We start from the raw sequence: 24,973 nt of genomic DNA on the forward strand, positions 1-24,973 counted from the left end.
CCGCCCTGGACTGGAAGACCAGCCTCCAGGAGTTGACCGCCGCGCTCAGTCTCGGCGTGCCCGAGTACCGGATCGAGGGGGCCGGGCCCGCCGCCGACGACCGGTCAGATCTTGGCGACCTGGTTGAAGTTGAGCTCCACCGGGGTCTCCCGGCCGAAGATCGACACCAGCACCTTGAGCTTCTGCTGGTCGGCGTTGATCTCGCTGATCGTGGCCGGCAGCGACGCGAACGCGCCGTCCGTGACGGTGACCGAGTCACCGACCTCGAAGTCGAGGACCTTGATCTCCGGCTTGGCCTTCTTCTGCTCGGTCTCGACGGCCGGCGCCAGCCACTTCAGCACCTCGTCGAGGGAGAGCGGCGCCGGCCGGTCGGCCCGGTCGGTCGCGCCCACGAAACCGGTCACGCCCGGGGTGTTGCGGACACACGAGTAGGACTCGGCGGTCAACTCCATCCGGACGAGGATGTAGCCCGGGAAGACCTTGGCCTGGATCTGCGAACGCTTACCGTTCTTGACCTCGATCTCTTCCCGGGTCGGCACCTCGACCTGGTAGATGAAGTCCTCCATGTCGAGGCTCGTGATCCGGGTCTCGAGGTTGGTCTTCACCTTGTTCTCGTAACCGGCGTACGAGTGCACCACGTACCAGTCACCCGGGGCGTAGCGCAGCTTCTGCCGCAGCTCGGCGACCGGGTCGTACTCCTCGTCCGGCGCAGGCTCGGTGGTGGGGAACTCCGGCTCGCTGGCGGCCTCAACCGACTCGTCACCAGCCGCCGTCGCGACCGTGGACTGCTCGTCCACCGGTCCGGCGGTCTCGTCGTACTCAGGCACGCTCGCTCACTTCCGTCACTATCGGCTGGAGACAGCCGGTCAGTCCGAGTTGCCGAAGACGAACAACACGACCTTGGCGAAGCCGTAGTCCAGCACGCCCACGATCGTCAGCATCACCGCGACGAACGTGACCACCACGGCGGTGTACGTCAGCAACTCCTTGCGGGTCGGCCAGATGACCTTACGCAGTTCGGCAACGACCTCGCGGAAAAACCGGGCGATGCGGCCGAACACGCCCACCCGACCGGTTTCCGGCCGCGTGGTCGGCCGGCTGTCCGCCGATTCAGCCCGGGCGCGGGACCGCGTCGCGGTGCCTCCCCGGGAGACCGGCTCGTCCGCGCCAGAGGCGTCGTCGTCGGCTACGTCGTCGACGATCTCGTCGTCCAGACGATCGTCGCCGGCGTCCTCGCCGCGCCGCTTGTTGTCGGCCACTTCGCCCTCCGTCGCGGAATCTCGGGTCGCACGCCGGGCGGCGTGCGCGGCGCTGGTCACGCCGGCCGGGCCAAACCGTCCCGCGACGGGCCGCGGCCGGTGGATCAACCGGGGGCCCCGAATGCCTCGGAACCACCCCGCCGATGCCACCACCACGGGCCGGACGCCGCCTTGTCGGCGGCGCGACCCACGGGAACGGTCAGGCCTGAGGCGCAGGGGTGACAGGACTTGAACCTGCAGCCTGCGGTTTTGGAGACCGCTGCTCTGCCAATTGAGCTACACCCCTGTGCGGCAACACTCGCCCCACGCGGTCACAGACGACCGTGCAGGGGTCACTTGCCCCACGGCGGACCAGTGTACGGGTAGGCACCCGACTTTCCCAACCGGTCTCCCCGCCACGCGTGGCGGACCCGATTCAGCGCGCGGTCCGGATGGTCGCCCGGGCCTGTGAGAGCACCTTCTCTCCCAGGCAGGTCGCGGTCACATCGAGCCGGGTGAGGCCGTCCTCGGTCACCTCACGGACCCGCGCGGTCACCTCGATCTCGGTCCCCTGGTCGTCGTCCGGGACCACCACCGGCCGGGTGAACCGCACCCCGTACTCGATGACCGCGTCGGGCGCCCCGGCCCACTCGGCGACCGCCCGACCGACCAGGGCCATCGTGAACATGCCGTGCGCGATCACCCCGGGAAGCCCCACCTTCGTGGCGACCCGGTCGCTCCAGTGGATCGGGTTGAAGTCACCCGAGGCGCCGGCGTAGCGGACCAGGTCCGCCCGGGTCACCCGGAACGTCTTGGCTGGCAGCTCCATCTCAGCCCTCCCCGCGGATCACGTACCGGGCCCAGACGGCGACCACCGGTTCCCCGGCGACGGTGCTCACGTCGGTGCGGGTGGTCAGGAATCCGTGCCCGCCCCGGCTGCTGACGTCCTCGATGGTGTTGGTGCAGACCAGCTCGTCGCCCGCGACCACCGGCCGGATGTACGCGAACCGCTGATCGCCGTGCACCAGCCGGCTGTAGTCCACACCCAGGGCCGGGTCCTCGATGATCTGGCGGCTCGCCGCCATGGTGACGACCACCGGGAAGGTCGGCGGGGCGACCACGTCCGGGTGGCCCAGCGCCTGCGCCGCCACCGGGTCGTGGTGAGCCGCGTCAGTGGCGCCGATGGCCGTGGCGAACTCACGGATCTTTTCTCGGCCCACCTGGTAGGGGGCGGTCGGCGGATACGTCCGTCCGACGAAGGAAGGGTCCAGAGACATGCCGCGAACCTACACGGGAAGCACAATCGCCGATCTGGTCGGCAGGCAGCGGCTGAGCCGCGCCGTACCGGTCAGATCGGCGATTGGAAAGGCCTCGTCAATGGCCGGCGACTGCCGGCCAGAGATCAGCGGGTCTCGCGGTGAACCGTGTGCCGGCCGTCGCGCGGGCAGAACTTCTTCAGCTCGATGCGGTCGGGGTCGTTCCGGCGGTTCTTGCGCGTGATGTAGTTGCGCTCCTTGCACTCCACACACGCCAAAGTGATCTTCGGCCGGACATCGGTAGCCTTCGCCACGGCGGAGTGCCTTCCTCGCTAACGGAAACAACTACGACGCGTCAGCCTAGACGCTGACTGCGCGGACATGCAAAGTGGGCGCCAGTGGCGCCCATCTCCACGACCACCGGGAACGAGCCCGGAAGACGAGAGTAGCGGTGGCCGGACTTGAACCGGCGACACAGCGATTATGAGCCGCTTGCTCTGCCATCTGAGCTACACCGCCGCGGTGGGTCCAGCTGAACCCTCGAGCCCCCTTACGGAATCGAACCGTAGACCTTCTCCTTACCATGGAGACGCTCTGCCGACTGAGCTAAGGGGGCCTGCGCGATCTCCCCGTGGGGCGCGCAGAAGTAAGAGTACACGGCCCGGCTCGACAGGTGAAATCGGATCCCTGGTGATCGTCTACGCCCAGCTCAGGGCACGACACGCAGCCGCGGAAGCTCCCCGCCGGAGATCGTTTCGGGGTCGACCTGAGCGCCGAACCAGGCCGCCAACCGCTCGTACGGCAGGGGTCGACTGAACAGGAAGCCCTGGCCGATCTCGCACCCGATGTCCTGAAGGAGCTCCAGGGTCAGCTCACTCTCCACGCCCTCGGCGACCACGGCCAGACCGAACTGCTGGGAGAGCGTCACCACCGCGTTGACGATCGCCAGGTCCCCCGGATCGGTCGCCATGCCCTGCACGAAGGACCGGTCCACCTTCACCTCGTGCACCGGCAGCCGGCGCAGGTGGGCGAGCGAGGAGTCACCGGTGCCGAAGTCGTCCACCGACAGCCGGACGCCGAGATCGCGGAGCCTGCGCAGCGTCGGGATCGGCCGGTCCGTGCCGTCCAGGACCCCCGACTCGGTGATCTCCAGGGTGAGGCGCTGCGCCGGCACGCCGTACTCGGTCAACAGCTCCTGCACCCGGTCCGGGAAGTGCTGGTCGGTGAGCGTACGGGCGGCGAGGTTCACCGCGATGGGCAGCGGCTGGTTGGCCTCGGCCCAGTCCCGGCTGCGCCGCAGACCCTCGCGGAGCACCACCTCGGTGAGCCGACTCAACTGGCCGGTGTGCGCGGCAACCGCCACGAAGTCCTCGGGAGCGACGGTGCCGTGCGTCGGGTGCTCCCACCGGGCCAGACACTCGACACCGAGCAGACGCCGGTCCCGCAAGGTCACCTTGGGCTGGAAGTAGACCTCCAGCTCGTTCTGGTCCAACGCCTGACGCAGGTCACCGGCGAGACCCAGCCGGCGCAACGACCGGGATTCCAGGCCCGGGTTGAACAACTGCACGCTGCCGGGCACCGATTTGGCGGCGTTCGCCGCCAGATCGACGCGGAGCAGCAGGGTCGCGGCATCGCTGCCATGATCCGGGTGTACGACGACCCCGACGGCGGTGTTCACGTCCAGGGTGAGCGCGTCGAAGACCATCTCGTCGCGGATCTGGTCGCGCAGCTGTTCGGCCAGCTCCAGCGCCGCGTCGGGGTTCTCCAGACGCAGGGTCACCAGGAACTCGTCCCCACCGACGCGACCCACCAGGGCCGACGACGGCGCGCTGGCCCGCAGCCGGTTGGCGACCTCGACGAGCACCTTGTCCCCGGCGGCGTGGCCGAGGGACTCGTTGACCTGGCGCAATCCGTCGACGTCGAAGAGCAGCAACGCCACCACCTCACCCGGCGCGCCAACCTTGACCGACTCGTCCAGCGCTGCGGTGATGCGCCGCCGGTTGGGCAGCCGCGTCAGGGTGTCGTGGTAGGCGTCGTGCCGCAGGCGGTCGACAAGTCGCGAATTTTCGAGCGCCACAGAGGCGTGGGCGGCCACCGTCTCGAACACCGAGATGTCGCGTTGGGTGAAGTACAGCGGGTCGGCGAGCCGGTTGGTGACCTCGAGAGTCCCAATCACCACACCACCTGAGCGGAGCGGAACGACCACTGTGTCCTTGACCCCCCGCTCGGCGAGGCTGGCCCTGAACTCGGGATCACTTGTCACCCCACGACCGACAGTCACCGGGCGAGCGGTCTCCAACACCTTCTCCCGCAACGCCGACGGGGTCAGGGACAGATCCAGCAGGCCAGAATCCTCGACTCGCGCGGTGAGCAGAATCTCGGGGTGACGGCCCTGTGCGGGCAGCCAGAGGGTGGCGTACTCGGCCTGCATCAGCGCGCGCACCCGGCCGAGCAGGGCGTCGACGAGGGTGCCGTCCTGGCCGCTGGCCGCGACCGCCATGCTCAGCTCGTACATGTCGGTGAGCGTGCGGTGCTGGCGAAAGAACTGGGTGTACGAGCGGTAGACCAGAGCGAGCCCGGCCGCCAGCGCGGCCAGGGGCACCAACGACCACCAGGACGCCCTGATCAGGATCAGGACGACCAGACCGGCGGCGACGTTGATGCCTGCGGTCAGGAGCAGTGACGGCGCCGCGCGGAGGGCCTCCCGGCCGGCCTGCCAGCCCTGCAACAGGGTGTGCACCGACATGACGGCGGTGAGACTCACCAGGAACACCACGCTGATCGCGCAGCAGAGACTCACCCACGTCGTCGGGCCGACACCCGACCTCGGCGGCAACGCCTGGAGGACGAGAGTGGCGAGCGACGTCCCGGCGGCGGCCCGCGCCACGTTGAACCACACCTTGGGCGCCGTGATCCGGTGTCGCAGTTGGGTGACCAGGGACGCGAGCGTGTAGATGACGACGACCGTCAGCGGCGGCAGGAAGTAGAGCGCCAAGACGAGCGGCAACTCGGTAAGCGTCATGGCCACCGACTGCCGGCGGGCGACCAGCACCAGCAGCGGCAGACCCGCGGCGATCATCGCCGCGAGAAGGAGCGCTGCCCAGTGCCAGTCGCCAAACGGCCGGTCGGAGACCAGACCGGTGAGAGTTGCGCAGGCGACAGCCAGAAGGATCAGCGGAGCGGTGATGATCCAGGCGTCTTCCGACGACCTGCGCCTCGACTGGTCCCGCGCGATCATTCCGCTCCCTGGCGGTGTGGCGTGTCCCTTGACAAGCGGTGGCCCGTCGGACAGGGGTCGTCAGACCCAGACGACGTCCGTGAGGTGCAAATCGGCGGGTACACCGTGGTTGGCGATGACCATGGTGGCGACGGCGGCAAGGATGAGGAGCGAGCCATACAGCCGGCCCAACCTACGACCAGACATAAGATTGCTCCTGTCGGAAGGTCTCGTGGGGTAGTGGAGGTTCCACGATCGTGCCACAGCACGGGCAACCAGAGAAGTGGTGGCCGCCCGACTGGCACCACCGTCTGTTACTTCCCGCCGTTCGGCCCACCGCCCTCGTCGCACTGGGCCAGATCACGAGCTTGCGAGACAGTTCACCGCTGCGCGCAGTGCTGAAAACGACCTTCAACGCAATCCGGGTCCACCTATAAGCACTCGACACATCCGGTTCGAACGTTACGCTCAGTAACATCGGCCTGTGCGACCCGAACGCGCGCCTTAAGTCCGGCCATCGACCACCATACCGGCTCCGCGCCATCTCGCCAGTACCTCGTCGGGTTCATTTCACATGGACGACGCCTCCTGCCGCCGCTCGACCATGAACAGCATAGATGCAGCTCACCTGCGCAATCCCATCGACCCCCAAAGATGCAAGTTGCGTGCGCCATCAGGCGTACGGGCGCTCAAGCCGGCGTCGCGGTGTCCTACCGCAGCAGTCGGAACGGGGCCCACATTTCGGCCTCCGGCACCTCGTGGGCCGCGAAGTACCCACCTTGTTCCAGTGGCCCCAGCATGGAGACACCCCTCGACGTAGCTGCGTGGCGGGACCCGTCGCCATGGCGCTGGGGGCCACGTCCGGCAGTTGGGCCCAACCCTGTGGCAGCCGAGCAGGAGCAGAGCCTCCTTTGGGGCACCCCGGGTGCTCTACCCGGAGATGCACCTTGGGCATGGTGAGCCAACCAATGTGCTGGCCCGGGCAACCCCAACCCCAGCAGCCCGAGCCGGTTCGTCAGCAACATCGCAGCCACGACGCCGGTCGGCGGCGAGGCACCAGGAGGGTGACACGAGCCCTGTGCAGAGCCGGTCGTGCACATCAAGAGACAACGGCCTTCGGTTGCAGGCCGATCTGGAGCGGCATCCGTCAGGAGATCGCCTCCGGTTCCGCGGAGCACGAGCATCCGCAGAAGACCTCACAGCGACATGATCGACATACCCACAACCGGTCGGCAACGGCTGGACGCGGCCGAACTCGGCCGGACAAACGACAACGGCCCCCGATCAGCATCTCTGCTGGTCAGGGGCAGTGTCTGCACCTGGTGGCGGGTAGAGGATTCGAACCTCTGTAGCTTTCGCGACGGATTTACAGGGCGTCGGTGATTCCGCTCCAGTCAACGACGTTGAACTGCCGCTTCTTCCTTCCGGACAGGAACCGCCTGACCGGCCGCCCACCATCTGCCCACTGCCCACCAGGTCTGACGGGGTCAGGCCCTCGCTCTGGTTGCGTCTTCGTGCATCGCTGTGGCTGCGCTGCCGAGGACACGATTTACGTCCCAAACGTTCTGCATGCCGGAGACATAGCCGCTTAGAGCCGAAATTACGGCTGTCGCCTGGCTCCCGATCTCATCCCCGCCCATGATCATCACTTCGTCATAGCACTTATTTAGTTCGCTCATCGCAGCCGCGAACGGGGTGCCCATCCTGTAACGCCCTGTATATTTGATCTTCGAACCGGCTGGCAAGGGAGGTAAAGACGCCTCATCCATCAGCTCCGCGGCACCCCCATCGACCAGCAACCCCGCCTCTCCGAACGCCGCACGGGCGAGTTGAAGGAATCTCGCGTAGACCAGGCGCTTCTCGGCCGCTAGGGCGACGGCGACACTGATGGCCCCCTGTGTCCTCACTGCATCAAGCTGATGACGCCTGCCTAGGTGAGCAGTCAAGACTGTTCCCGCCACGCCCACCACCCCAACCACGGCCGTGGTCACCGGCCCAAGCCATTCCCACGTCATCCACTCATCGTGGTAGCTGGCCGCAATACCCAGAGTCATCCGAGGGCGTCGCCGATCTTGTCGTTCATGGTGTCGTCGCCGCCGTCGATGCAGTTGGCGTAGACGCGTAGAAGGACGGCGACGACGCGGCCCAACCGCCGGGCTACCTCGGTCGGCGGCACGCCTGCATTCAGCCAGAGCGAGGCCGCCGCATGCCGCAGGTCGTACGGCCAGCAGACGAGCCGCGGATAAGCCAGTGACAGCGGGGGCGCACTGCCGGATCGTATAGCGATGCTCTGTCAGGATGCTCTCGCTCGCCTCCAGGACGCCGCTGTCTTCTGGAGCGTCGGTTCTGGCACCGCGGCTCAGGTGATCGAAGCCGCCTGCGACTGCCTCACCGCGGGTATCGACAGCCCGACTCTCGGGATCCTCGCTGGCATCTCGCCGGTTAAGGGCGAGGAGAATGACGAGCTGCGGCGTTGGCTCGAAGGGGCGCTGTCGGAACTGTCTCTGGATTACTACGGTGAGGGAAGCCGCGAGAGCGAGGAGGAAGCCCTCCGACTCATGGCCCGGCGACTGCTCGCACAGGCCATCACACCTCGTGATCTCACCTCTTGGGCATACCGATTCATCTCCCACGACGGGACTCCCCTGGCAGCCGAGCTGATCGCCCTGGACAACGCCTACGACCTCGTAGACGCCGTTCACGACTGGCAACCGCACACCAGCACCGAAACCAGCAAGATCGACGCGGACGTCGTCGGCGAAGCCAAGCGCCTTCTCGGCGACGCGACGACCGCCGAGAAGGACTGAAGCGCGGACACTCATCCGAGGGCGTCGCCGATCTTGTCGTTCATGGTGTCGTCGCCGCCGTCGATGCAGTTGGCGTAGACGCGGAGCAGGACGGCGACGCCGTGGCCCAGGCGGCGGGCGACCTCGGTCGGTGGGACGCCGGCATTCAGCCAGAGCGAGGCCGCCGCGTGCCGCAGGTCGTACGGCCGGCGGACGAGCGGCGAGGCGACCTGCGATTCGGTCAGCGCCTTCTCGCGGGCGAGCTTCCACCACCGGTCGTAGACCGACTCGGAGAGCGGCCCACCGTGCAGGCCCCGGAAGAACCGCCCGTCCGGGCCGACCCCGTGAGTCTCGACGTGCGAGCACAGCAGCTCGACCAGCCGGGGCGGGATCGGGACCGTACGAGTCTCGGCCCTCCCCCGGTGCTTCAGTCCCCGCCGCTCGTGGGAGCCGCCGTCATCGGTCCAGTGCGAGCCGGCGCGCGGCGAGGTGCCGGCGAGCACCAGGCGCCCCCAGCGATATTCGATCTTCTCGTGCTCGCAGGACCGGGAAGGCTTGACCGCCGCCAAGTCGTCAAAGTCAGCCCCGCAATCGGCGCACCGGCCGGCGAGGTCGCAATCTTCCCGCCGTAGGTCCGCGGCTTCCGAGGGGCGCATCCCCGCGTAGTAGAGACAGCCGAAGAACGCCGTGACCTTGTCGGCCCGTTTGCCGAGAGATTTCACCGCCTTCAGCAACGTGGCGACCTGGGCCGGGTTCGCCACCACCCGCCGGTCGATCGACTGCGCCACCTCGGGGGCGGTCCACTGCACCCGGTCGACCGGGTTGGAGGCGATCAGCTCCAGCTCGACGGCGTACCCGAGCACGTTGTAGAAGGTGGCCCGCTTCCGCTGGACGGTGGAGGCAGCCGCGGGCTTGCCGTCGAGGCGTACGCAGAGGCTGTCGAGGACGCGGCGGACCACCGCGGGCGAGTCCAGCTCAACTACCGGGAGAGACGCGGTTTCCAGCCAGGCCAGCGCCGCCGCGTGCTCGGTGGGGATCTCCTCGGACCAGCGGCGCGGGTTGAGGCCGTAGAGGTACAGCGCCTCACGGAGCAGGGCGTCAGTCGGTCGGCCCCGCTTGGCCGGGCGGGTCAGGGTCACCGTGATGGAGGTCAGCGCCTCGACGATCGAGCGCCGGGTCTTGGCCGCCGCACGGGGCCACTTCATCTCGACGTACGCGCGGCTGTGCGCGTACCAGGTGGTGGGGTTCTTGGTTCTCGCCTCGGACACCGGGCGGCCAGTGGCTGGGTCGAAGGGCTCCCCCGCGTTGGCCGCCTGGACCAGCTCGGCGCGGAACGAGTGCGCCAGGGCCTTGGTACGGAACATGTCTTCGAAGCGCTGGCCGCTCACCGCCCAACGGACCCGCCACGGCCGAGCCTTCCGGTCAGCGCGCTTACCGATCTCCCAGATCTGGACCTCGTAGCTCTTCATGCTGCGTCCTGCTCCAGGTCGCCGAGCCACCGACCGAGCGCCGACCGCCGGACCCGCAGCTGCCCGTTCGGGAGCTTGATCACCCGCGGTCCCTTGCCGGTCTGCCGCCAGTAGAACCAGGTCGAGCGCGGTACGCGCAGCTCGGCGAGCACTTCCGGCACGGTCAACAACTCCTCGTTCACTGCGTTTTCTCCCCGTCGTGCTGTGCGCTGTGCTGAATTGCCGAAAGATCTGAGGACCCCTGCGCGGCCCGGTCCTTGGCGGCGAGCAGTTCGGATCGCCAGCGGGCGCGTTCGCTGATCGACCGCATGAGCCGGTGGGTCATCGGGCCGACGTCCGGGTCATCGGGCCGGGCCAACTCCCAGGCGTGCCGGACTCGTTCGGTGGTGGCGCCCTGGTCGTCGACGAGCTGCGTGCCGTCGGTGGTGACGCCGAGCAGTGCCCGCACCCAGGCCCGCGCGTCGTGCTTGTGGTCGGCGAGGGTCTTGCCGGACCAGTCGCGGGAGATGAGGATGCGCCGGCCGCCGATGCCGAGGGTGTCGCGCTGGTGGACCTTGCCCTTGCAGCGGCCGGGCTTGAGCTTGGCGTGTGCCTTCTTGGGCTGGACGCCGTAGAGCAGCCAGTTCGCGCACCGGTCGGTGCACGGAGTCAACTGGAGTTGCTGCCAGAGCCGGTCGAGGTGCTTGCGTTGCCGGTCGGTGGTCGCCTTGTGGCAGTCGCCGGTGTGCTTGGTGATGTATTTCGTGACGTACCGGATGGTCCGCTCGGCGTCCTCGGTGCCGGGCATGACGCCGCGGGCGTCGACCTGGGCGCCGAAGCGGACGACGTGGACGGGTTCGGCGTCCGGGTCGTCGTCGATGGCGTCGAGGGCTTCCGTCCAGGTGGTCAGCGGCTCGCGGTTGTCCGGGTCGACCCATGCCGCCGCCTGCTCGTCCCAGACCGGGAGCCGGTCGAGGGTGTAGCGCTGGACGTCGACCGACGGCCACCACACCTGGTGATAGGTCGCCGCCGCCACGGTGCGAAGCACGTCCCGAGGGATGGTGCCCCGGATGGCGAAGTGGGCGTGTGGGGCGAGACGGCGTTGCGGCTCGACGCAACCGGCGTACTGGACGTTCCAGCCCTCACACCGCCGCAGGTTCTGCCAGAACCGGTCGAGGAGCCGGGGGAAGTGCACGGCGTCCCAGGCGGCGCGGCGGTAGTCGTACCGGTCGGGGTTGAGCGGCGTGCCGTCGGGGCGGACCGGGCCGTACGAGTCGAGGGTGAGTGTCAGCCACATGGACGGTTGGTAGGTCGAGCCGTCGGGGGCGGTGTAGGTCTTGCCGACGGTCCGCCGCTCGACCTTGCGCCGAGGCAGTTCGGGAGCATCCTGGCGTCGCTTGGTGGAGCGCTTGCGCCGTGGGCCGGGCTCGTCGCCCTGGTCCTCATCGTCGGTGGCGTGGGGTGGTCCGACGCGCCCGCGCAGGCCCTTTGCGGCGATGGCTTCCTCTACCTCGCGGATAGCCTCGTCGATGTCGGCCACCTGGTCCCACTGCGCGGCGCGCACAGCCTCGTCGCGAGAGAACTCCAGGTGCGCGCGGAACAGGATCAGGGACTTCTGCGCCTCGGTCGCGGGTTCCGGGCCGGGTAGTGGCTCGTCGTCGCGGTGCCAGCCCTCGCGAATTTGGGCTTGCCGTAGCCGGCGGTTCTTCTTGGCGCACGGCGGGCACTTGTCCTCGCGGGTCGCGCCGCAGGGCAGGTCGATGACCTCGGTCAGGCCGGTGTCGAGGTCGGTCCGGCGCATGGCGAGCGGGCGGACGCAGACGCCGTACTCGATGGCGATGTCCTTGAGGACGTCGATCGAGCGGGGTAGCGCCATGCGGGCCGCCCGCGACCCCGGCCGAGGTGCAACCGGGGTCGGGGCGGGTTCGAGGCCGGGCAGGGTTGGAGCCGTCATCGGATGATCCCGACGACCTGGGGCCGGTTGGACGGGACGACACCGGCCGGAGGCAGTACCGGAACTGATGCCGGCGGCATCACCGGCGCTGGCGGGGCGGATTCGACAGGCTGCGGCTCGTCGTACCAGTCGCCCTGCGGCTGATCGGGCTCGGGAGCCGGCGCGGTGGTGGGTGCGCTTGACAGGACGACCTTGACCAGGGCGAGGAAGGCCAGCGACGGCACGGCCGCGACGATCCAGCCCCAGACAGAGGGTTCGGCTTCGGCGACCTGGGCGGCGAGGGAGAGCAACGCGAACGCGATCAGGAGAACGCCGACCAGGCCGACGGGCCGACCGTCACGGCGGCGGGCGCGGATCTCCAGGCCGAGATAGATGGCCATCAGCTCGACGGCTACGGCGTTGGCCCAGCCGATCCAGTCGGGCTGGCCGTGGGCGACGGTCAGGTCGTGGACGTGGGTGAAGGCGGCAGCGCCGGCCATGGTGCCGATGGCGAGCAGGATCAGCACCCGGATGCCCGACTCGGCTCGGTGGCGGATCATTCGAAGTCGCCTTCCGGGATGCGAATGGTCACGGTGATGCGGATGCGCTGCCCGTCGAGGTCACTGCGGCGGCGGACCATGTGCGCCAGGCCGTGCAGGGCGGCGGCGAGTCGGTCCGGGGAGCCGTTCAGGTCGATGTGCAGGGGCTTGAGGCGGTGGGTGCCAAGGAAGAAGCTCTTGAGGGACATCGGTTACCTCCGGGCCGGGGCGACGCGGGTACGGATGTGCTCGGGTGGCTCGCCGAGGGAGGCCACCGCTTCTGAGAGGCAGCGCCACAGCGCCCACGCCTCATCGGGGGTCAGGTACATGCGGCGCCGGCCACCGCCGACGGCGAGATAGACCGGGTACGGGTCAGGCCGGGCCGGGTCGACGCGGACGGACACGGCCGTACTGGTGGAGCCGTCGGTGCCCGGGGCGCGCAGCCGGTAGAAGGCCGGGGCGGTCATCGCGGCTCACCCCCGTCGGCGTCCCGGTCGAGGAAGTTCAGCAGCGAGTCGGGCAGCAGCGGTCCGCGACGCTGCCGGGGCAGGGGCGGTCGGGCCGGTTCGGTGGCGGTCTCCCGGCCGATCTGGGCGAGGATGTCCGCCGCGTCGGCCGGTGCCGGGTACTCGGCGGCCAGTTCCCGGATGTGGTCGTCGGAGATGTACGAAAAGCGGACCCGGGCCGGCTCGGGGGTGCCGTCGAGGATCACGTACCCGACGCCCTTGGCCCACCGGGGCATCTGGTCGGCAAGGGCACCCCGGTTGCGGGCACCGTCGCCCAACACGAGGTCGACCTGAGCGGCCTCGGTCAGGCCGAGCGCGATCCGGGTGGGGAACAGGTCCCGGAACGGCAGTACCTCCTTGCGGGGGTCCTGCAACGCGGCCACCACCAGGACACCAACGCCGGCACCCTGCGACAGCAGCAGCCCGAGCGACCCGGCGATGCGTTTGCGCAGGTCGACGTCCTGGAGGTACGCGGTCAGTGCCGCCATCTCGTCGATGACGACCACGACCAGGGGGTCATCCAGGGTCGGCGTGTGGACCCGCACCGCGCCGGCAAGCCGGGTCTGCCGTTCCCGCATGACTGTCACGGCCTCGTCGAGCAGATCGGCCATTGCCTCGAACGACTTGCAGGCGAACCGGGCGAACAGCGGCCGACCCATGGCGAATTCCATGCCGCCTTTCGGGTCGATCACCCAGACCCGGACCAGCCCGGAGGAGATCCCGCCGGCCAGGACGCGGACCAGCGACCAGAGGACCGAGCCCTTGCCAGAGCGGGTGGCGCCGCCGATGAGGACGTGGGTGGCGAGCAGGTGCAGGCACCAGTGCCGCAGGTCTTCCCGTCGAGCCAGAGGTAGCGCGGTGAAGTCGGGCACCGATGGAACGGCAAACGGGTCGACCAGGGTCCGCAGCGCATCCGTGCGGACCACCACCAGGTAGACCACCGACGGCCGGTCCCGGAACCGCAGCCGGTCCACCGCGCCCAGGACCAGCGCCCAGTAGCCCGACCGGATCGGCGGGTCATCGGGACGCTCGGAGTAGACCCGGGCGTGCCGCCGGCCGAAGGCGTACGCCAAGTTTGCCGTTGCCTTCTGGAACTCCTCGGGTGTCTGGCCGCGGACCATGCGGATGGTCAGCACGTCGAGCGCCTGATCCGAGCGGACCCGCAGCAGCTCCGGCAGGACCGTGCGATGGTCGTACACCTTGGCCAGCCCGCAGAGGGTCATGGCCTCACGCCAGGCCCGCCGGTAGACGAACAGCTGACGGAACCGGCCGAGGATCGGACCGGCGCACCAGGCCCACCAGGACGACTCGTGCCGCCACCGCCACAGCGCCGACACGGCAGCGGCCAGGACCACGGGCACGACCACGCCGGCCCGACCGAACTCGCGGTAGAGACTCACCCCGACCACGACCAGGCCGACGGCAACCGGGTGGCGAAGGCACCACCACAGGCCCCGCCACAGCCACCGCAGCACCAGGCCGAGCGCGATCAGCCAGAACGGCAACTCCAGCCGGCGCGGGCGAATCACCATCAAGTCCCCGGCGGAGGTCATCACGACCTCGCCACGCGGCCGGCGCATCACCGCGCACCCGCCACTGCGGGCCGCCGCAGGACGGCAGGCATACCCTTGGACATGTCACTACCTCTCTCGACAGAGCAGGGGAAAGAGACAAAGGGCGGGGCTGCCGTCCGCCAAGACCTGACAGCCCCGCCCCCACCACGTGCGGCTACTGCGCCGCCTTCGACGCCACGCCCGCCGGAGCACGCATCCCGGTCGCCCGCAGCGAATACGCCATCCGGTTGTTGTTGGTCACGTACGGCGTGACCGTCATGCCCTCAAACTCCACCGCCTCGAACGGGGCACCCGTCGGCGGGACTGGCTGGTAGTCCGCCGAGATCTTCACCGTCGTCTCCCGCGACCGCTTCCCCAGCTCCGGATCCAGGTCCATCACCCGGACCTGCCACACCCGCTGGCCGGTCAGCTTGTCCTTCGCCGGGCTACGCCGGCCGGTCTTCTCGTCGTAGTCCTCGACCTCGCCCAGAGACTCGGGCACCAACGCGCACCCCGCCGGGAACACGTCCTCACACCGCACCGCGAACCTCGTGCCGCCTCGCAGAGCCATCGCTCAACCTCCAACTTGTTAACTTGTCTGCCAAGTTGCGTCCAAGGTAGACGGCACTTGGCAGACAAGTCAACAAGTTGGCGCAGAGGCTAGCTGACGCGGGGTGACAGCGTGCGGCAATTGATGGTGCGCAAGCCATGTCTTTGGGCAGCTCAACCCACTGTCCATGATGGACAGACGGGGGACGCCTCCGGCATTCGTACTTGCCGCAAAATCTTAGCGCGCAGGAGCGGACATGCGGTCGGCAAGCGGCCATGGGGCAACATGCGGGCCGAATCTCCGAGAAGTGGCCTACCCCCACCAGATAGAACGACGGCCTCTCCGATGCAGCGGAGAGGCCGTCAACCCGTCGGTCCGCCCAGGTGTATTGAACAAACCGAGATGGCGCGTCACCGCAGGTCACGACTACCGTGCCAGACGGCGAGCTGCCGCCACGAGTATGTCATACACTCAGCGTTTTCCTGTATTGCGCTGCTCGTTTCGCCATCATCACCAACTGCATTCGACAATCATCGGCGCGTAAATTCGCCGGCGAATGGCTCAGGTGAGGGAACACCAAAATGCCTTGCCTGCAACTCAATCCGGAGTGTTTCGCGCGGCTCTTATTTAGAAACTTATACCTGCAATCAAATCTCGACTACCGCCCCTACCGAATGAGTCAACGCGCTGACCTGCGGCTTCGCGTCCGAACCGTCCGGACAGCCTCACCTGCACAGCCCCGTCCGGACGGTGAGCGCCACAGCAGCGTCGGCCTCGCGAGAATCAGGGGTATCTTTATAGCCCTTCCTGGTTGACCAACTCCCCACGAGCCAGCGATCCGCGCAGCAGGAATTGCGGAGTGGGATCGACTCGTGCGATGATCTACCCCGCCCAAAGGGGATTCCTTCAGACCAGATGGAATGCAGTCCGTCTGGCTCGGTGTCGAAGGCGCATCTCCGCAGGTCATTCCAGGTGTATTAACAAACGGAGGAGTTTGATCTTGACAGAAGTGACGTTCTCGCTGCGTGCACCACAGGTCGTGGTCATCCAGATCCTGGTGGTGATCGTCCTCGTCCTGGGCATCACGCCCGTCTTCGTCTAGGCAGGTGGGCGCGGAGGGGGCCCTTCCTCTCCGCGCCTGCGGGCAGCTATGTCCTGCTCGCGGGTGTTGCCGCAGCGACTGTCTGGGTATGGCCAAAACATGCCAGACCAACAGCATGCGGGCGCGCTCGACGCCGCTCACTCTCGCCCGTCGGGACTTGATGACGCAACCGTGGAGGCGCTTGGCGAACTGAGCAAGGCGCTCGAGACTATCCACCGGGTACGAGGTCACCTGTACTCGGCGCACCAGCTCGTCGGCGGCGCGGATCTCACCCTGGACCGGGTGGTGAAGTTGCTCCGCGAAGCCGGGCACGACGAAACGGCCGACCGGGTCGAGCACGAGCTGCTGGGGCGGAACCTGCTACCCGGCCGGTGGACGTTCCAGATCGTGGAGGAGTTCGACGACGGCTACTACGCCGCGTTCCAGGAGATCGAGCGGGACGCGCGGGAGAAGCTAGCCGGCGGTCGGCGGCACATCTTCGAGGCAGAGATGAAGGAGCGGCGGCGTACCCACGGGATGCCGGGGCACGAGGCTACGCCGTAGCGCTGCCGCCGAAGCCGTTCGGGATCATCGAGGCCAGGGCGTTTGCGCGGGCCTCGATGATCCTCATTCGCGCCTGATACTCGGCCGGTTCCCGGTGCGCGGCCTGGCTGGTGACCTGGCCGGGCCATTTGCGGTAGAGCAGGCCGTACTCCCGGGTGAAGTAGCCCGCGCTAACGGCGTTGGCGGCGAGCAGGAGGCCGGTGTCCTCAGAGGCGGGCAGCGCCATCCAGCCGCCCAGGGCGAAGACGAGATCTCGCCGCAGGCACAGGGTCGCCGGGTGCACCGATGCCCGGTAGTCGTTGGATTGCCAGAACGACAGGACAGCACCGCGGTCGATGACCCCGCCGGCCGGGTCCTTTTCCCAACCGGCGGTTGACCCGTCGGGGAGCAGATCGAGTACCCGCGAGGTGGTCCAGCCGATCTGCGGGTGCGCGTCGAACGCGGCGATGTCCCGGCCGAACGCGCCAGGGGTCAACTGGTCGTCAGCGTCCAGCACCTTGATGAGTTGCCCGGAGACCCGGGCAAGCGCGAGGGTACGGGCAACGCCAGGCCCACCGGGACGGCCGGTGCCCAGACTGATCCGGGGATCGTCGGGCAGCACGTCGACCAGGGCGCCGGTCTGCCCGTCCTCCTGGACCAGCCATTCCCAGTCCCAGCCGGCCGGCATTTCCTGCTTGGCCAACGACTCGTAGGCGCCAGCCAGATACTCGACGCTGGGCGCGTGGACCGGGGTGATGACCGAGACGAGCTGCGTCAAGTTTTCCACCGCTGGAGTTTGTGGGAGTAGACAAGCTCGGTGCGATCTCCCGGCATCACCACGTCGGCGACCTCGACGATCCGGCCGGTGGTGTCGGTGGAGGTCTTCCGCACGGTGAGCACGGAGACGCCCGGGTCGATATCCAGCAACTCGGCCTCATCCGGCGACGGCGGACGTGCCCGGATCTCGTCGTCGATCCGGTCCAGCTCGATGCCGAGCGTGTAGAGCTGGTGCTGCGTACCACCGGGCCACGGCTCCTTGCTCTCGTCGAGCAGGTCCGGGTTCGCGGCCACCAGGTCGTACGGCAGGTAGGAGTACGACATGGTCAGCGGCGCGTTCTCGTGCTTGGAGGATGTCCAGTAGACCCGGCGCAGCAGAGGCGTACCCGGCTCGACCTGCAAGGCCGCCGCCATCTCCGCATTAGCTTCCACCCGGGAGTACTCGGCGTGGAACTTGAGATCGTCGACGGTCAGGCCGGTGTCATGCTCGGTGGCGCCGGTCTTCAGCCGCTCGTCCTCGTCGAGCAGGACGCGTTCCTTCTCCCACTGGTATCGCTCGGTGTTGCGACGGCGTACCCGCTGGCGGGGTGCCCGCACGTAGGTGCCACGCCCCTGCTCCGCGCGGACCAGGCCCCATTCCCGGAGCTGCCGGATGGCGTTGCGGACGCTCGTGCGCGACAGACCCGAGGTCTCAGCCAACTCGGTCTCGCTCGGCATCAGCGTCCCGGGAGCCAGTTCACCGCCCATGATCTTCGCCCGCAACTCTTCCGCGAGTTGCAGGTAGCGAGGGCGCCAGTCCCGGCCATGCACACCGGTCACCGTACCCCCTAGACGTTCCAACGTCTGCCAGGTGGTCCCGCCGGCCGGCCGCTCGGGCACCGGGGGCACCACGACCGCCGGTCGCGGTTGTCGCCCAGGGCGTGAGCCGGGGGTACGAGGTACAGCCATACCCGGACGTCTGTTCGTGTTCACCGCACCTCCCCCGCCTGCTCGCCAGCATCAGCCGGGGTCAGCATCTCCAGGCGGGCGTGCTTCAGCTCGTCGATGAGCCGGTCCACCTGGGCGGCCGACAGGAGCACCGTCTGCGTCGCGCCGTAACGGGTCGCGTCGAGCTGCACGGCCAGGTCCCGGCGGGCGAACCGGTCCACGAGCAGTTGAACCGAGACCCACCCGCTGCGCTCCAGTCCGATCGTGGCGAGGAACCCTCGATGCATCGGATCGTTCGGACCGCAGCCCCGGCACCACACCGGGCAGACGACCGCAGCCTTTGACGACGGCGGCCGGTTCTCCGTCGATGGGACGCCTTCATTCATGGTCGGCCCTCGGCTCCCCGAGTACCTGCTCCACCAGGGCGCCAAGTTGCTCGGCCAGTTCGATCGCCTGTAGCAACGACAACTCGGCCCAGGCGATCCCGCTACGGCACGTCACGTGAACACCGACCAGGGCACCGTCCGAAGCCTCAGCACCGATGAGGTACGTGACGACCAGGCCGGCGGCGCGGCCGTCGCCAACTCGCTGCATCGGGCCGCGATGACGGCGGGCCATGTGTGCCATCACCGGCGGCACCAGGTAGCCGCAGCGGTCCGGGTCACACCAGTCCGGGTGGTTCGTGACCTTGAGTGGCCTGTTCGTACGGCTCACCGCATCCACCGCCCGCCGTTGCCTCGGTAGAGCTGCGCCCGGGTAGTCAGCGGCGCAAACCGGAGCACGGGCAACTCACGGGTTACCCCAGTGGACCACCGCGGCGAGATCATCGCAGAAGCCGTGCGTGGACCTGGCGGCTCCTGACTGCTCGCATTCAGGGCAACTGGTCGTCTCCAGATCCGCCACGACGAGAACCAGCGGCTCCGGCGATGAGAACCAGACATCGCACCTCCACAGGTAGACGGGGGCCGGTGGCTAGCCACGGGGGAATGCGGCCAGCCACCGGCCCGGATGAAGGCGCGGCGCACCGTCCGACGCCGGACGGGTCGGGTATCGCCGAGCCAACTTGTACGCGCGGCTACCGCAACCGGTCCGACAGGACGCCGCGCATCAGGTGCGACCAGGGCCGGCGGTGACCACCCCTGACACGAGCCGTCACCCCAGCCGCACACTAGGAAACGTATCTACAAGTGGACGAGTTGTCTAGACGTCGAAACGGGCCACTTGGTTGGCACTTGGTAAGACAAGTGCCGGGTACGGTAAGCAGGTGCCCACCCCGCACTTCGGACAGCCCCGCTACCGCATCATCGCCGACGAGTTGAGAGCGCGCATCGAGAACGGCGCTATCCCACTCGGCGCCCTACTGCCTCCCGAGAGCCTCCTGACTGCTGAGTTCCGGGTCAGTCGCGGCACGATCCGCCAGGCCATCGCTGTTCTGCGGGAGGAGCGGTTGGTTGCTACCGAACACGGCCGCGGTACCTACGCGAATTTCCGCCGGCGGGCGAGTGAGCTTGACAAAGATTCCGAACCTGAAACACGAGGGCGCGAGGTCGCCGCCGATCCGGAGCTTGCGGATCTTTTTGCCGTCGAGGTCGGCTCGCGCCTAGTCGAACAACAAACAGTCACCCGAACAGATGGAGCCGTCAGGGCAGTCGTCAGAACCTACCGACTCCCCGGACGAGCCGTTAGCTAGCTACAGTTCGCACCTTCGGTTCAGCCTCAAGGCGGCCCTGAACGGGCCGCACGCGCCGCCGCCTGGGCGCGCGTCCGTCCCTCCGCTGGCGCTCCGACTCGACGGGTGCCGGGTGCGTGGGTGGTTGCGGTAGACCAACCGCCTGCCATCGACCCGGCGCAAGCCGAGCAGACCACCGCCCTACCCGCCAGCGTCCGAACGTGCGTCAAGGCCGTCTTGACGTGGCGGGGCGGGCGGGAGCCCGCTCCCCCAGGAGGGCGGGTCGACGGCGGAAGGGAATCTCTCCTCTCCTCTAAGGAGCGCGGATGTTGACCGAACTCACGGTGGTGAGCGACCCTGTCAGTTGTGAACCAGCGCCGCAGCACTTCCGCCTATAAACTCTTACCTGCATGGCTTTATCTGGTATTGGGGATCACTGCAATTGCTATTACGATCGCCGCAGGGCTATGGCTATGGAGCACGGCCCAGCTACCATCTGTTCCAATGGGTGCGAATCTGACGCCGGCCGAGCAAGCCGATTTGGCGGTGAGTCAGGCTCAAATCCGGGGCAACGCCATCCGCAACATACTCGGACTGGCGGCTGGGATCGGCGCAGTTTTCGCCTTGATCTTAGCACTCCGGAAGCAATACGTGTCAGAGCACGACAGCCGATCAGAACAAGATTTCAAGGACCGTACGGCCGCTGCTTCTGATTACGACGCAGCTGAACGACGGCTAACGGACTTGTATGTAAAAGCGGGCGATCAACTCGGCTCCGATAATGCATCAGTGAGATTGGCTGGGCTGTATTCTCTAGAGCGTCTAGCACAAGATCACCCACTGCACCGTCAGACAATCGTGAACCTATTTTGCGCATACCTGCGCATGCCCTATCTTGACGCGAAGGATTCGTATGCGGCTGTAGCTAAAGCAGTCGACCCTGTTGCGAAGATGAAAGTAATTTTCAATGCTCGCAATGAAGAGGAGGTTCGAGTTACGGTCCAAAGAATTTTGAAGAAGCACCTCGACTCTAGGGAATCGTCACGTGAAGCTGGCACATACTGGTCCGATATCGCTCTGAATCTGCGAGGGGCGGTCCTTATCGATTTCGACCTTTCTTACTGCCGACTTCAGGAGTTGGTAGCTCACGGGTCAACTTTTCGTGGCCCTGGCTTGACGAATTTCGCAAACCTACACGTTGATGGATATCTGGGAATCCATGGTGCGAAATTCGAATCTCCGGTCACATTCAATAAATTGTACGCTGCCGAGAGGGTGCATCTTAGTGCGACCACATTCGAGAGCGCCGCCCTCTTCGAATCGGCAGAGTTTCAAGGCTTCGTCACTTTCGCAGATAGCAAGTTCGGAGATTTCGCAAACTTTCGCGATGCCAGATTCCCGGGATTAATGATTCTAAAAAGTGCCTTTACTGGCGCTCGTGCGCGTGCGGGCGGCGATCGAAGTCCGAAGGACTTCTTCCCGCCGCCTTGGCGGGTCAGTGGGGCGAGTTTGGAAGAACGACTCGGACTGCTCGTCTTTAAGGAGGAAGACTTAGCGTCCTCGGATCAGCGAGAACCCGAGGGGCACGTCGCTAGTGCATAACCAGCGGATCGGCAGCCGGCGCCGCAGGCGGGGGTTTCATCGGATCTACTCGACCGCATCCCTGCGCTGGCGGATTGATGCTTCAACGTCAGCTCAGCCAAGTAGCCAACGCAGCTCCCTCAACCGTGGTCGTTCCTTTGGGACGAAAAGGTCAAGCTCAGTCAGGAAATTGCGGACGGGGGCATCCATAGTCGCACCGGGATGCGCATCATTGCTTCTCGCCACGTGCAACTGCGGGGCGCCCTCGTTGACGACTAGGGGTTGTCTTCCCTTTCGGAACATTCCTTGGCGTCAGACTTCTGTCCGGGCTTACGCCGCCTAGTCGATACCGCGAACAAGCTGGTTGCCAAGCCGGCTAGAGCGACTGCCGTCGTGCCAGCCCGAAGCACAAGCTCCGCCGAAAGGGACCCAGCCGTAGCGGTTGCATAGATCAGGCTGCCTGCCAGTGCCGTTAGTAGAGCAAAACCCAATGCGCTGAGTGGAACCGGTACGCCGCGAAGCCGCTCTTGTTCGCGCCGTCTCTCCCTATCAATGGCCGCGCTGTCGCGAGACATTAGCGATCGCCGTATGAATGGAATCGCAAGGGCAATCCTGGTAGCGTAAACTAGCTTTCCTATACCGGTCCTGACGTTGTCGACCTCCGCAGTTAACTCCTCGGCATATCTCTCGGCGTAAGGATCTGGTAGAGCCCTGGCTGCTTGCTTAACAATGAATACCGAAGCGCGGTTGACCCACTGTCCGAGTTCGACCGCAAAGAGACCGGAGATCAACCCGGCTGCAAGGCCCAGGAGTAGCTCAAGGTCCACTGCTTACTCCCCTCATGCCTTGGCGCTAAGTGCGAGCAGTAGCGAGAGTTCGAGTGCGCCGACCGCAGATAGATGCGGCACCCCGTAAGTCCATATTACCTTCCGCCAGGGAGTGGTTCGCGGTATTGCGGCCATGAATGACACAATCCAAAGTGCCAGGAGGAGCACAAGTCCGGCCGACATGATGGCCAGAAAGCTGTCGCCAGCCTCTTCTGGGGAAAGTTTCCTATTCGCAAGATCGGAGGCCGCCGTCAAGAGGTTGAAGACTGCAGCCAAGAGCAGTTCAGGCCAAAATACGAACACCTCAGGACCAATCGTGAGACTACGAATCTTGGCCGTGAAGTATCGAATGAAGCAGCCGAGCCCCGCCGTAGCGACGGGAATGGCGACCATTCTGAAAAGTTCACTCGCCAGGAAATCCGTCAACTAAACCACCCGGTCGTAGGAGGCTCCATCCTGGACGCATTATTCGCCGATCTGTATCTGCCTGTCAATGGAGGTTACGAAGGCGGAGGACCTGAGTGCCTATCGACTGCATAGGAGCCGGTAAGCAAGACGTCAGGTGGCAGCGCAGGCAGCGTGAGTCTCAGGGAGTCTGCTAGGAGCAGAAGTCGATGACTGGTGCACCTGCTCACGGGTGCCGGGCGCTACCGGCCCGCAAACCAAGTAGCTTAAGTCCGCTTCCTCACAGCCGGGACTCGCACGCGGCCAGCTGAGATGACGGAGCGTTGTTGACAGGAACGGTGACAGCAACCGGCCGGGACGTGCGTAGTTCTGGACGGTAAACGGCGGACCGTTACCTGACATCGCACACGTGGATGGATGTCTCCGGACGACGTACACAGAGCTTGTAAGCGAGATCTCCTCGTGACCCTTCGCCAGGCTATTGCCGATTTGCTCTGTTCTGGATCAAGGCGCCGCGCTGCGCGCGGCGCGGGGCGGTGAGCCGGCCGGCGGCAAGCCGCCCCGGCCGCCTCCGGCGCCGGGGCGGTGAGCCACCGACTGCCGCCGGACGGCCGCCCCGAGCCTGCTGATCTAGGAAGCGCACGTTCACGGCCAGGCGGTACGGAAGCCGGACGCGTCGCCCTGATCGAGGGTCGCGGCTTCCGACTGCCGCACCAGTCCAACCCCGGGACTGGCTTGCCCCCGGCCTACCTCCCGCAGCCGGCTACGCCCCCAACGCGGAGCCCTCAGCCAGTCGCTGCACCCGTGGTCCACGCCGCCCCTGGCAATCCGGAGCATCACCAGCATTCGCAGCCCAGAACGTGTTCGAGATGGTGGGAAGTCGGTCCAACAGATGGCCGACCTACTGCCAGGTGATTGAGCCGGGGACGGCGGCCTCCGCGGCGGCGATCGCATCATCCACCAGGTGGAAGCCCTGAGAGTCCGGCCAGAAGGGCTTTCCCCCGGCAGGCCATCCTGGCCGATACCTCACGTAGTAGAGCCGGCCCTCCGGGTTCAGCTGCGGAGACTCGTCTTCTTCGAGGTCGTTGTCAGCCTCTCCGACGGCATACCAGAAGTCGTAGTCGAGCATCACTACGCAGACCGCCGCGGAAGTGACCCCGCCGTAGATCCAGTGGCCCGTCGCCACGATCGTCTCCACACGGCGAGCGTAGGACGGCGTCCGGACATCTCTCAAACGCGCTGCCAGAGGCAAGATCGACCTGCCCACCATCTGCCCACAACCAGTCGTCAACGGCTGGACCCAGCCGGACCCCGTCAGACAAACGACAACGACCCCCGATCAGCATCTCTGCTGGTCAGGGGCCGTGTCTGCACCTGGTGGCGGGTAGAGGATTCGAACCTCTGTAGCTTTCGCGACGGATTTACAGTCCGCTCCCATTGGCCGCTCGGGCAACCCGCCAGGGCACCCCACCGCGTCGTAACGCGGCGGCGGAAGCAAGGATAGCGGCTCGCCCCGGGACCGACGCAACCGGGTACGGTCAGAGGGTCGTGCCGCTGGTCGGCGGCCGACGGCACGCCCAGACCGCCGGACAGCAGGAGCAGAAGCATGCCAGCGAACCCGTCATTCGACATCGTGAGCAAGGTCGATCGCCAGGAGGTCGACAACGCCCTTCGCCAGGCGGAGAAGGAGCTCGCGACGCGGTTCGACTTCCGCGGCACGGGCGCGGAGATCTCCTGGTCGGGCGAGGAGGCGATCGGCCTCCAGGCGGAGACCGAGGAGCGCGTCCGGGCCGCGCTAGACGTGTTCAAGGAGAAGCTGGTCAAGCGGAACATCTCGCTGAAGTCGCTGGACGCCGGCGAGGCTCGCCCGTCCGGCAAGGTGTTCAAGATCGACTGCAAGGTGATCCAGGGCATCGAGACGGACAAGGCCAAGGCGATCAGCAAGAAGATCCGCGAGGAGGGCCCCAAGGGCGTTCAGGCGCAGATCCAGGGCGACCAGCTGCGCGTCACCGGCAAGAAGCGGGACGACCTCCAGGCGGTCATCTCGCTGCTCAAGGGCGAGGACTTCGGCGTCGCCCTCCAGTTCACCAACTACCGCTAGCGGCACGAGCAGCCGGGCCGGCACCCGCAGGCGTGG

General features: G+C 66.8%; 26 protein-coding genes, 4 tRNA genes and 2 pseudogenes. 6 read left to right on the top strand and 26 right to left on the bottom strand.

Going from position 1 to position 24,973, the window contains the following annotated elements:
* Window positions 1–89, top strand: a pseudogene (locus ABZT87_RS12375) (ribonuclease III); the annotation flags it as partial.
* Window positions 90–104: 15 nt separating this feature from the next.
* Here the strand turns inward: ABZT87_RS12375 and nusG are convergent.
* The 11 genes and pseudogenes from nusG to ABZT87_RS12430 all read right to left on the bottom strand — a co-directional run.
* Window positions 105–827, bottom strand: coding sequence for a transcription termination/antitermination protein NusG (nusG, locus tag ABZT87_RS12380; RefSeq protein WP_354854322.1), 723 nt, complete (start codon window positions 825–827; stop codon window positions 105–107).
* Between the two features lie 39 nt (window positions 828–866).
* Window positions 867–1,259, bottom strand: a complete 393-nt coding sequence (secE, locus tag ABZT87_RS12385) for a preprotein translocase subunit SecE (RefSeq protein WP_355135909.1) — start codon at window positions 1,257–1,259, stop codon at window positions 867–869.
* A gap of 213 nt (window positions 1,260–1,472) precedes the next feature.
* A tRNA-Trp gene (locus tag ABZT87_RS12390) sits at window positions 1,473–1,545 on the bottom strand.
* Window positions 1,546–1,674: 129 nt separating this feature from the next.
* A complete protein-coding gene (locus ABZT87_RS12395; RefSeq protein WP_354854324.1) occupies window positions 1,675–2,067 on the bottom strand; it encodes a MaoC family dehydratase in 393 nt (130 codons plus the stop codon).
* Between the two features lies 1 nt (window position 2,068).
* The gene (locus tag ABZT87_RS12400; RefSeq protein ID WP_355135421.1) at window positions 2,069–2,515 is read right to left on the bottom strand and encodes a MaoC family dehydratase N-terminal domain-containing protein; all 447 of its coding nucleotides are present in this window, start codon (window positions 2,513–2,515) and stop codon (window positions 2,069–2,071) included.
* Window positions 2,516–2,640: 125 nt separating this feature from the next.
* Window positions 2,641–2,808, bottom strand: a complete 168-nt coding sequence (gene rpmG / locus ABZT87_RS12405; protein ID WP_007073056.1) for a 50S ribosomal protein L33 — start codon at window positions 2,806–2,808, stop codon at window positions 2,641–2,643.
* A gap of 132 nt (window positions 2,809–2,940) precedes the next feature.
* A tRNA-Met gene (locus ABZT87_RS12410) sits at window positions 2,941–3,013 on the bottom strand.
* 24 nt (window positions 3,014–3,037) lie between these two features.
* Window positions 3,038–3,110, bottom strand: a tRNA-Thr gene (locus tag ABZT87_RS12415).
* Between the two features lie 93 nt (window positions 3,111–3,203).
* Window positions 3,204–5,732, bottom strand: coding sequence for a bifunctional diguanylate cyclase/phosphodiesterase (locus ABZT87_RS12420; protein ID WP_355135423.1), 2,529 nt, complete (start codon window positions 5,730–5,732; stop codon window positions 3,204–3,206).
* Between the two features lie 1,466 nt (window positions 5,733–7,198).
* Window positions 7,199–7,726, bottom strand: coding sequence for a hypothetical protein (locus ABZT87_RS12425; protein WP_355135425.1), 528 nt, complete (start codon window positions 7,724–7,726; stop codon window positions 7,199–7,201).
* A gap of 35 nt (window positions 7,727–7,761) precedes the next feature.
* Window positions 7,762–7,935 (bottom strand): annotated as a pseudogene (locus tag ABZT87_RS12430) (site-specific integrase); the annotation flags it as partial.
* 61 nt (window positions 7,936–7,996) lie between these two features.
* On the opposite strand from ABZT87_RS12430, the gene ABZT87_RS12435 reads away from it, so the two are divergent.
* Window positions 7,997–8,518, top strand: coding sequence for a hypothetical protein (locus ABZT87_RS12435; RefSeq protein ID WP_355135427.1), 522 nt, complete (start codon window positions 7,997–7,999; stop codon window positions 8,516–8,518).
* Between the two features lie 11 nt (window positions 8,519–8,529).
* Here ABZT87_RS12435 and ABZT87_RS12440 read toward each other — a convergent pair whose 3' ends face one another.
* The 8 genes from ABZT87_RS12440 to ABZT87_RS12475 all read right to left on the bottom strand — a co-directional run bounded on the left by ABZT87_RS12440 (window position 8,530) and on the right by ABZT87_RS12475 (window position 15,047).
* Entirely contained in the window at window positions 8,530–9,966 is a 1,437-nt protein-coding gene (locus ABZT87_RS12440) for a tyrosine-type recombinase/integrase (RefSeq protein ID WP_355135429.1), read from the bottom strand.
* Entirely contained in the window at window positions 9,963–10,148 is a 186-nt protein-coding gene (locus tag ABZT87_RS12445; RefSeq protein WP_030329852.1) for a helix-turn-helix domain-containing protein, read from the bottom strand. Before ABZT87_RS12445 ends, ABZT87_RS12440 begins: the two co-directional genes overlap by 4 nt.
* Window positions 10,145–11,899: a replication initiator gene (locus ABZT87_RS12450; protein WP_355135431.1), complete on the bottom strand. Its 1,755-nt coding sequence runs from the start codon at window positions 11,897–11,899 to the stop codon at window positions 10,145–10,147. The genes ABZT87_RS12445 and ABZT87_RS12450 overlap by 4 nt, the downstream gene beginning before the upstream one ends.
* Complete coding sequence (locus ABZT87_RS12455; protein WP_355135433.1) at window positions 11,896–12,438, bottom strand: DUF2637 domain-containing protein; 543 nt, start codon at window positions 12,436–12,438, stop codon at window positions 11,896–11,898. Before ABZT87_RS12455 ends, ABZT87_RS12450 begins: the two co-directional genes overlap by 4 nt.
* On the bottom strand, window positions 12,435–12,626 hold the full coding sequence (locus ABZT87_RS12460) for a hypothetical protein (protein ID WP_355135435.1): 192 nt from the start codon (window positions 12,624–12,626) through the stop codon (window positions 12,435–12,437). Before ABZT87_RS12460 ends, ABZT87_RS12455 begins: the two co-directional genes overlap by 4 nt.
* Window positions 12,627–12,629: 3 nt before the next feature.
* Window positions 12,630–12,884, bottom strand: coding sequence for a hypothetical protein (locus tag ABZT87_RS12465; RefSeq protein WP_355135437.1), 255 nt, complete (start codon window positions 12,882–12,884; stop codon window positions 12,630–12,632).
* Window positions 12,881–14,476 carry an FtsK/SpoIIIE domain-containing protein gene (locus tag ABZT87_RS12470; protein ID WP_355135911.1) on the bottom strand — a complete coding sequence of 532 codons (1,596 nt, stop codon included), beginning with the start codon at window positions 14,474–14,476 and terminating at the stop codon, window positions 12,881–12,883. The genes ABZT87_RS12465 and ABZT87_RS12470 overlap by 4 nt, the downstream gene beginning before the upstream one ends.
* A gap of 175 nt (window positions 14,477–14,651) precedes the next feature.
* Window positions 14,652–15,047 (bottom strand): transcriptional regulator, encoded by a 396-nt coding sequence (locus tag ABZT87_RS12475; protein WP_355135439.1) that lies wholly within the window; start codon window positions 15,045–15,047, stop codon window positions 14,652–14,654.
* Between the two features lie 1,180 nt (window positions 15,048–16,227).
* On the opposite strand from ABZT87_RS12475, the gene ABZT87_RS12480 reads away from it, so the two are divergent.
* Window positions 16,228–16,671 carry a hypothetical protein gene (locus tag ABZT87_RS12480; RefSeq protein WP_355135441.1) on the top strand — a complete coding sequence of 148 codons (444 nt, stop codon included), beginning with the start codon at window positions 16,228–16,230 and terminating at the stop codon, window positions 16,669–16,671.
* Here ABZT87_RS12480 and ABZT87_RS12485 read toward each other — a convergent pair.
* From ABZT87_RS12485 to ABZT87_RS12500, 4 genes are all read right to left on the bottom strand, one after another.
* A complete protein-coding gene (locus ABZT87_RS12485; protein WP_355135443.1) occupies window positions 16,661–17,437 on the bottom strand; it encodes a glycosyltransferase in 777 nt (258 codons plus the stop codon). The genes ABZT87_RS12480 and ABZT87_RS12485 overlap by 11 nt on opposite strands.
* Window positions 17,425–18,246 carry a GntR family transcriptional regulator gene (locus ABZT87_RS12490; protein ID WP_355135445.1) on the bottom strand — a complete coding sequence of 274 codons (822 nt, stop codon included), beginning with the start codon at window positions 18,244–18,246 and terminating at the stop codon, window positions 17,425–17,427. Before ABZT87_RS12490 ends, ABZT87_RS12485 begins: the two co-directional genes overlap by 13 nt.
* Before the next feature lie 149 nt (window positions 18,247–18,395).
* Window positions 18,396–18,641, bottom strand: coding sequence for a precorrin-4 C11-methyltransferase (locus tag ABZT87_RS12495; RefSeq protein WP_355135447.1), 246 nt, complete (start codon window positions 18,639–18,641; stop codon window positions 18,396–18,398).
* Between the two features lie 91 nt (window positions 18,642–18,732).
* Complete coding sequence (locus ABZT87_RS12500) at window positions 18,733–19,068, bottom strand: hypothetical protein (RefSeq protein WP_355135449.1); 336 nt, start codon at window positions 19,066–19,068, stop codon at window positions 18,733–18,735.
* Between the two features lie 550 nt (window positions 19,069–19,618).
* On the opposite strand from ABZT87_RS12500, the gene ABZT87_RS12505 reads away from it, so the two are divergent.
* Both ABZT87_RS12505 and ABZT87_RS12510 read left to right on the top strand, forming a co-directional pair.
* Window positions 19,619–20,044 (top strand): GntR family transcriptional regulator, encoded by a 426-nt coding sequence (locus ABZT87_RS12505; protein ID WP_355135451.1) that lies wholly within the window; start codon window positions 19,619–19,621, stop codon window positions 20,042–20,044.
* A 345-nt stretch (window positions 20,045–20,389) separates the two neighbouring features.
* Window positions 20,390–21,625 (top strand): hypothetical protein, encoded by a 1,236-nt coding sequence (locus ABZT87_RS12510; RefSeq protein ID WP_355135453.1) that lies wholly within the window; start codon window positions 20,390–20,392, stop codon window positions 21,623–21,625.
* A gap of 818 nt (window positions 21,626–22,443) precedes the next feature.
* Here the strand turns inward: ABZT87_RS12510 and ABZT87_RS12515 are convergent.
* From ABZT87_RS12515 to ABZT87_RS12525, 3 genes are all read right to left on the bottom strand, one after another.
* Window positions 22,444–22,857 (bottom strand): hypothetical protein, encoded by a 414-nt coding sequence (locus tag ABZT87_RS12515; RefSeq protein WP_355135455.1) that lies wholly within the window; start codon window positions 22,855–22,857, stop codon window positions 22,444–22,446.
* An 880-nt stretch (window positions 22,858–23,737) separates the two neighbouring features.
* The gene (locus ABZT87_RS12520; RefSeq protein ID WP_354854337.1) at window positions 23,738–24,034 is read right to left on the bottom strand and encodes a hypothetical protein; all 297 of its coding nucleotides are present in this window, start codon (window positions 24,032–24,034) and stop codon (window positions 23,738–23,740) included.
* 177 nt (window positions 24,035–24,211) lie between these two features.
* Window positions 24,212–24,295, bottom strand: a tRNA-Tyr gene (locus tag ABZT87_RS12525).
* 147 nt (window positions 24,296–24,442) lie between these two features.
* Between ABZT87_RS12525 and ABZT87_RS12530 the strand changes: the two genes are divergently transcribed.
* Window positions 24,443–24,937: a YajQ family cyclic di-GMP-binding protein gene (locus ABZT87_RS12530; RefSeq protein ID WP_354854339.1), complete on the top strand. Its 495-nt coding sequence runs from the start codon at window positions 24,443–24,445 to the stop codon at window positions 24,935–24,937.
* Window positions 24,938–24,973: the final 36 nt, after the last annotated feature.

Origin of the sequence: Micromonospora sp. NPDC005237 (assembly GCF_040607775.1) — a bacterium.
Lineage (GTDB): Bacteria > Actinomycetota > Actinomycetes > Mycobacteriales > Micromonosporaceae > Micromonospora.

Excerpts from the sequence above, each read along its gene's own strand:
- ABZT87_RS12395 (WP_354854324.1), bottom strand. The coding sequence starts at position 2,067 with ATGGAGCTGCCAGCCAAGACGTTCCGGGTGACCCGGGCGGACCTGGTC.
- ABZT87_RS12420 (WP_355135423.1), bottom strand. The coding sequence starts at position 5,732 with ATGATCGCGCGGGACCAGTCGAGGCGCAGGTCGTCGGAAGACGCCTGG.
- ABZT87_RS12530 (WP_354854339.1), top strand. The coding sequence starts at position 24,443 with ATGCCAGCGAACCCGTCATTCGACATCGTGAGCAAGGTCGATCGCCAG.
- ABZT87_RS12435 (WP_355135427.1), top strand. The coding sequence starts at position 7,997 with ATGCTCTGTCAGGATGCTCTCGCTCGCCTCCAGGACGCCGCTGTCTTC.
- ABZT87_RS12440 (WP_355135429.1), bottom strand. The coding sequence starts at position 9,966 with ATGAAGAGCTACGAGGTCCAGATCTGGGAGATCGGTAAGCGCGCTGAC.
- ABZT87_RS12475 (WP_355135439.1), bottom strand. The coding sequence starts at position 15,047 with ATGGCTCTGCGAGGCGGCACGAGGTTCGCGGTGCGGTGTGAGGACGTG.
- ABZT87_RS12450 (WP_355135431.1), bottom strand. The coding sequence starts at position 11,899 with ATGACGGCTCCAACCCTGCCCGGCCTCGAACCCGCCCCGACCCCGGTT.
- ABZT87_RS12400 (WP_355135421.1), bottom strand. The coding sequence starts at position 2,515 with ATGTCTCTGGACCCTTCCTTCGTCGGACGGACGTATCCGCCGACCGCC.
- ABZT87_RS12460 (WP_355135435.1), bottom strand. The coding sequence starts at position 12,626 with ATGTCCCTCAAGAGCTTCTTCCTTGGCACCCACCGCCTCAAGCCCCTG.
- ABZT87_RS12495 (WP_355135447.1), bottom strand. The coding sequence starts at position 18,641 with ATGCATCGAGGGTTCCTCGCCACGATCGGACTGGAGCGCAGCGGGTGG.
- ABZT87_RS12465 (WP_355135437.1), bottom strand. The coding sequence starts at position 12,884 with ATGACCGCCCCGGCCTTCTACCGGCTGCGCGCCCCGGGCACCGACGGC.
- ABZT87_RS12480 (WP_355135441.1), top strand. The coding sequence starts at position 16,228 with ATGCCAGACCAACAGCATGCGGGCGCGCTCGACGCCGCTCACTCTCGC.
- ABZT87_RS12455 (WP_355135433.1), bottom strand. The coding sequence starts at position 12,438 with ATGATCCGCCACCGAGCCGAGTCGGGCATCCGGGTGCTGATCCTGCTC.
- ABZT87_RS12425 (WP_355135425.1), bottom strand. The coding sequence starts at position 7,726 with ATGACGTGGGAATGGCTTGGGCCGGTGACCACGGCCGTGGTTGGGGTG.
- ABZT87_RS12470 (WP_355135911.1), bottom strand. The coding sequence starts at position 14,476 with ATGACCTCCGCCGGGGACTTGATGGTGATTCGCCCGCGCCGGCTGGAG.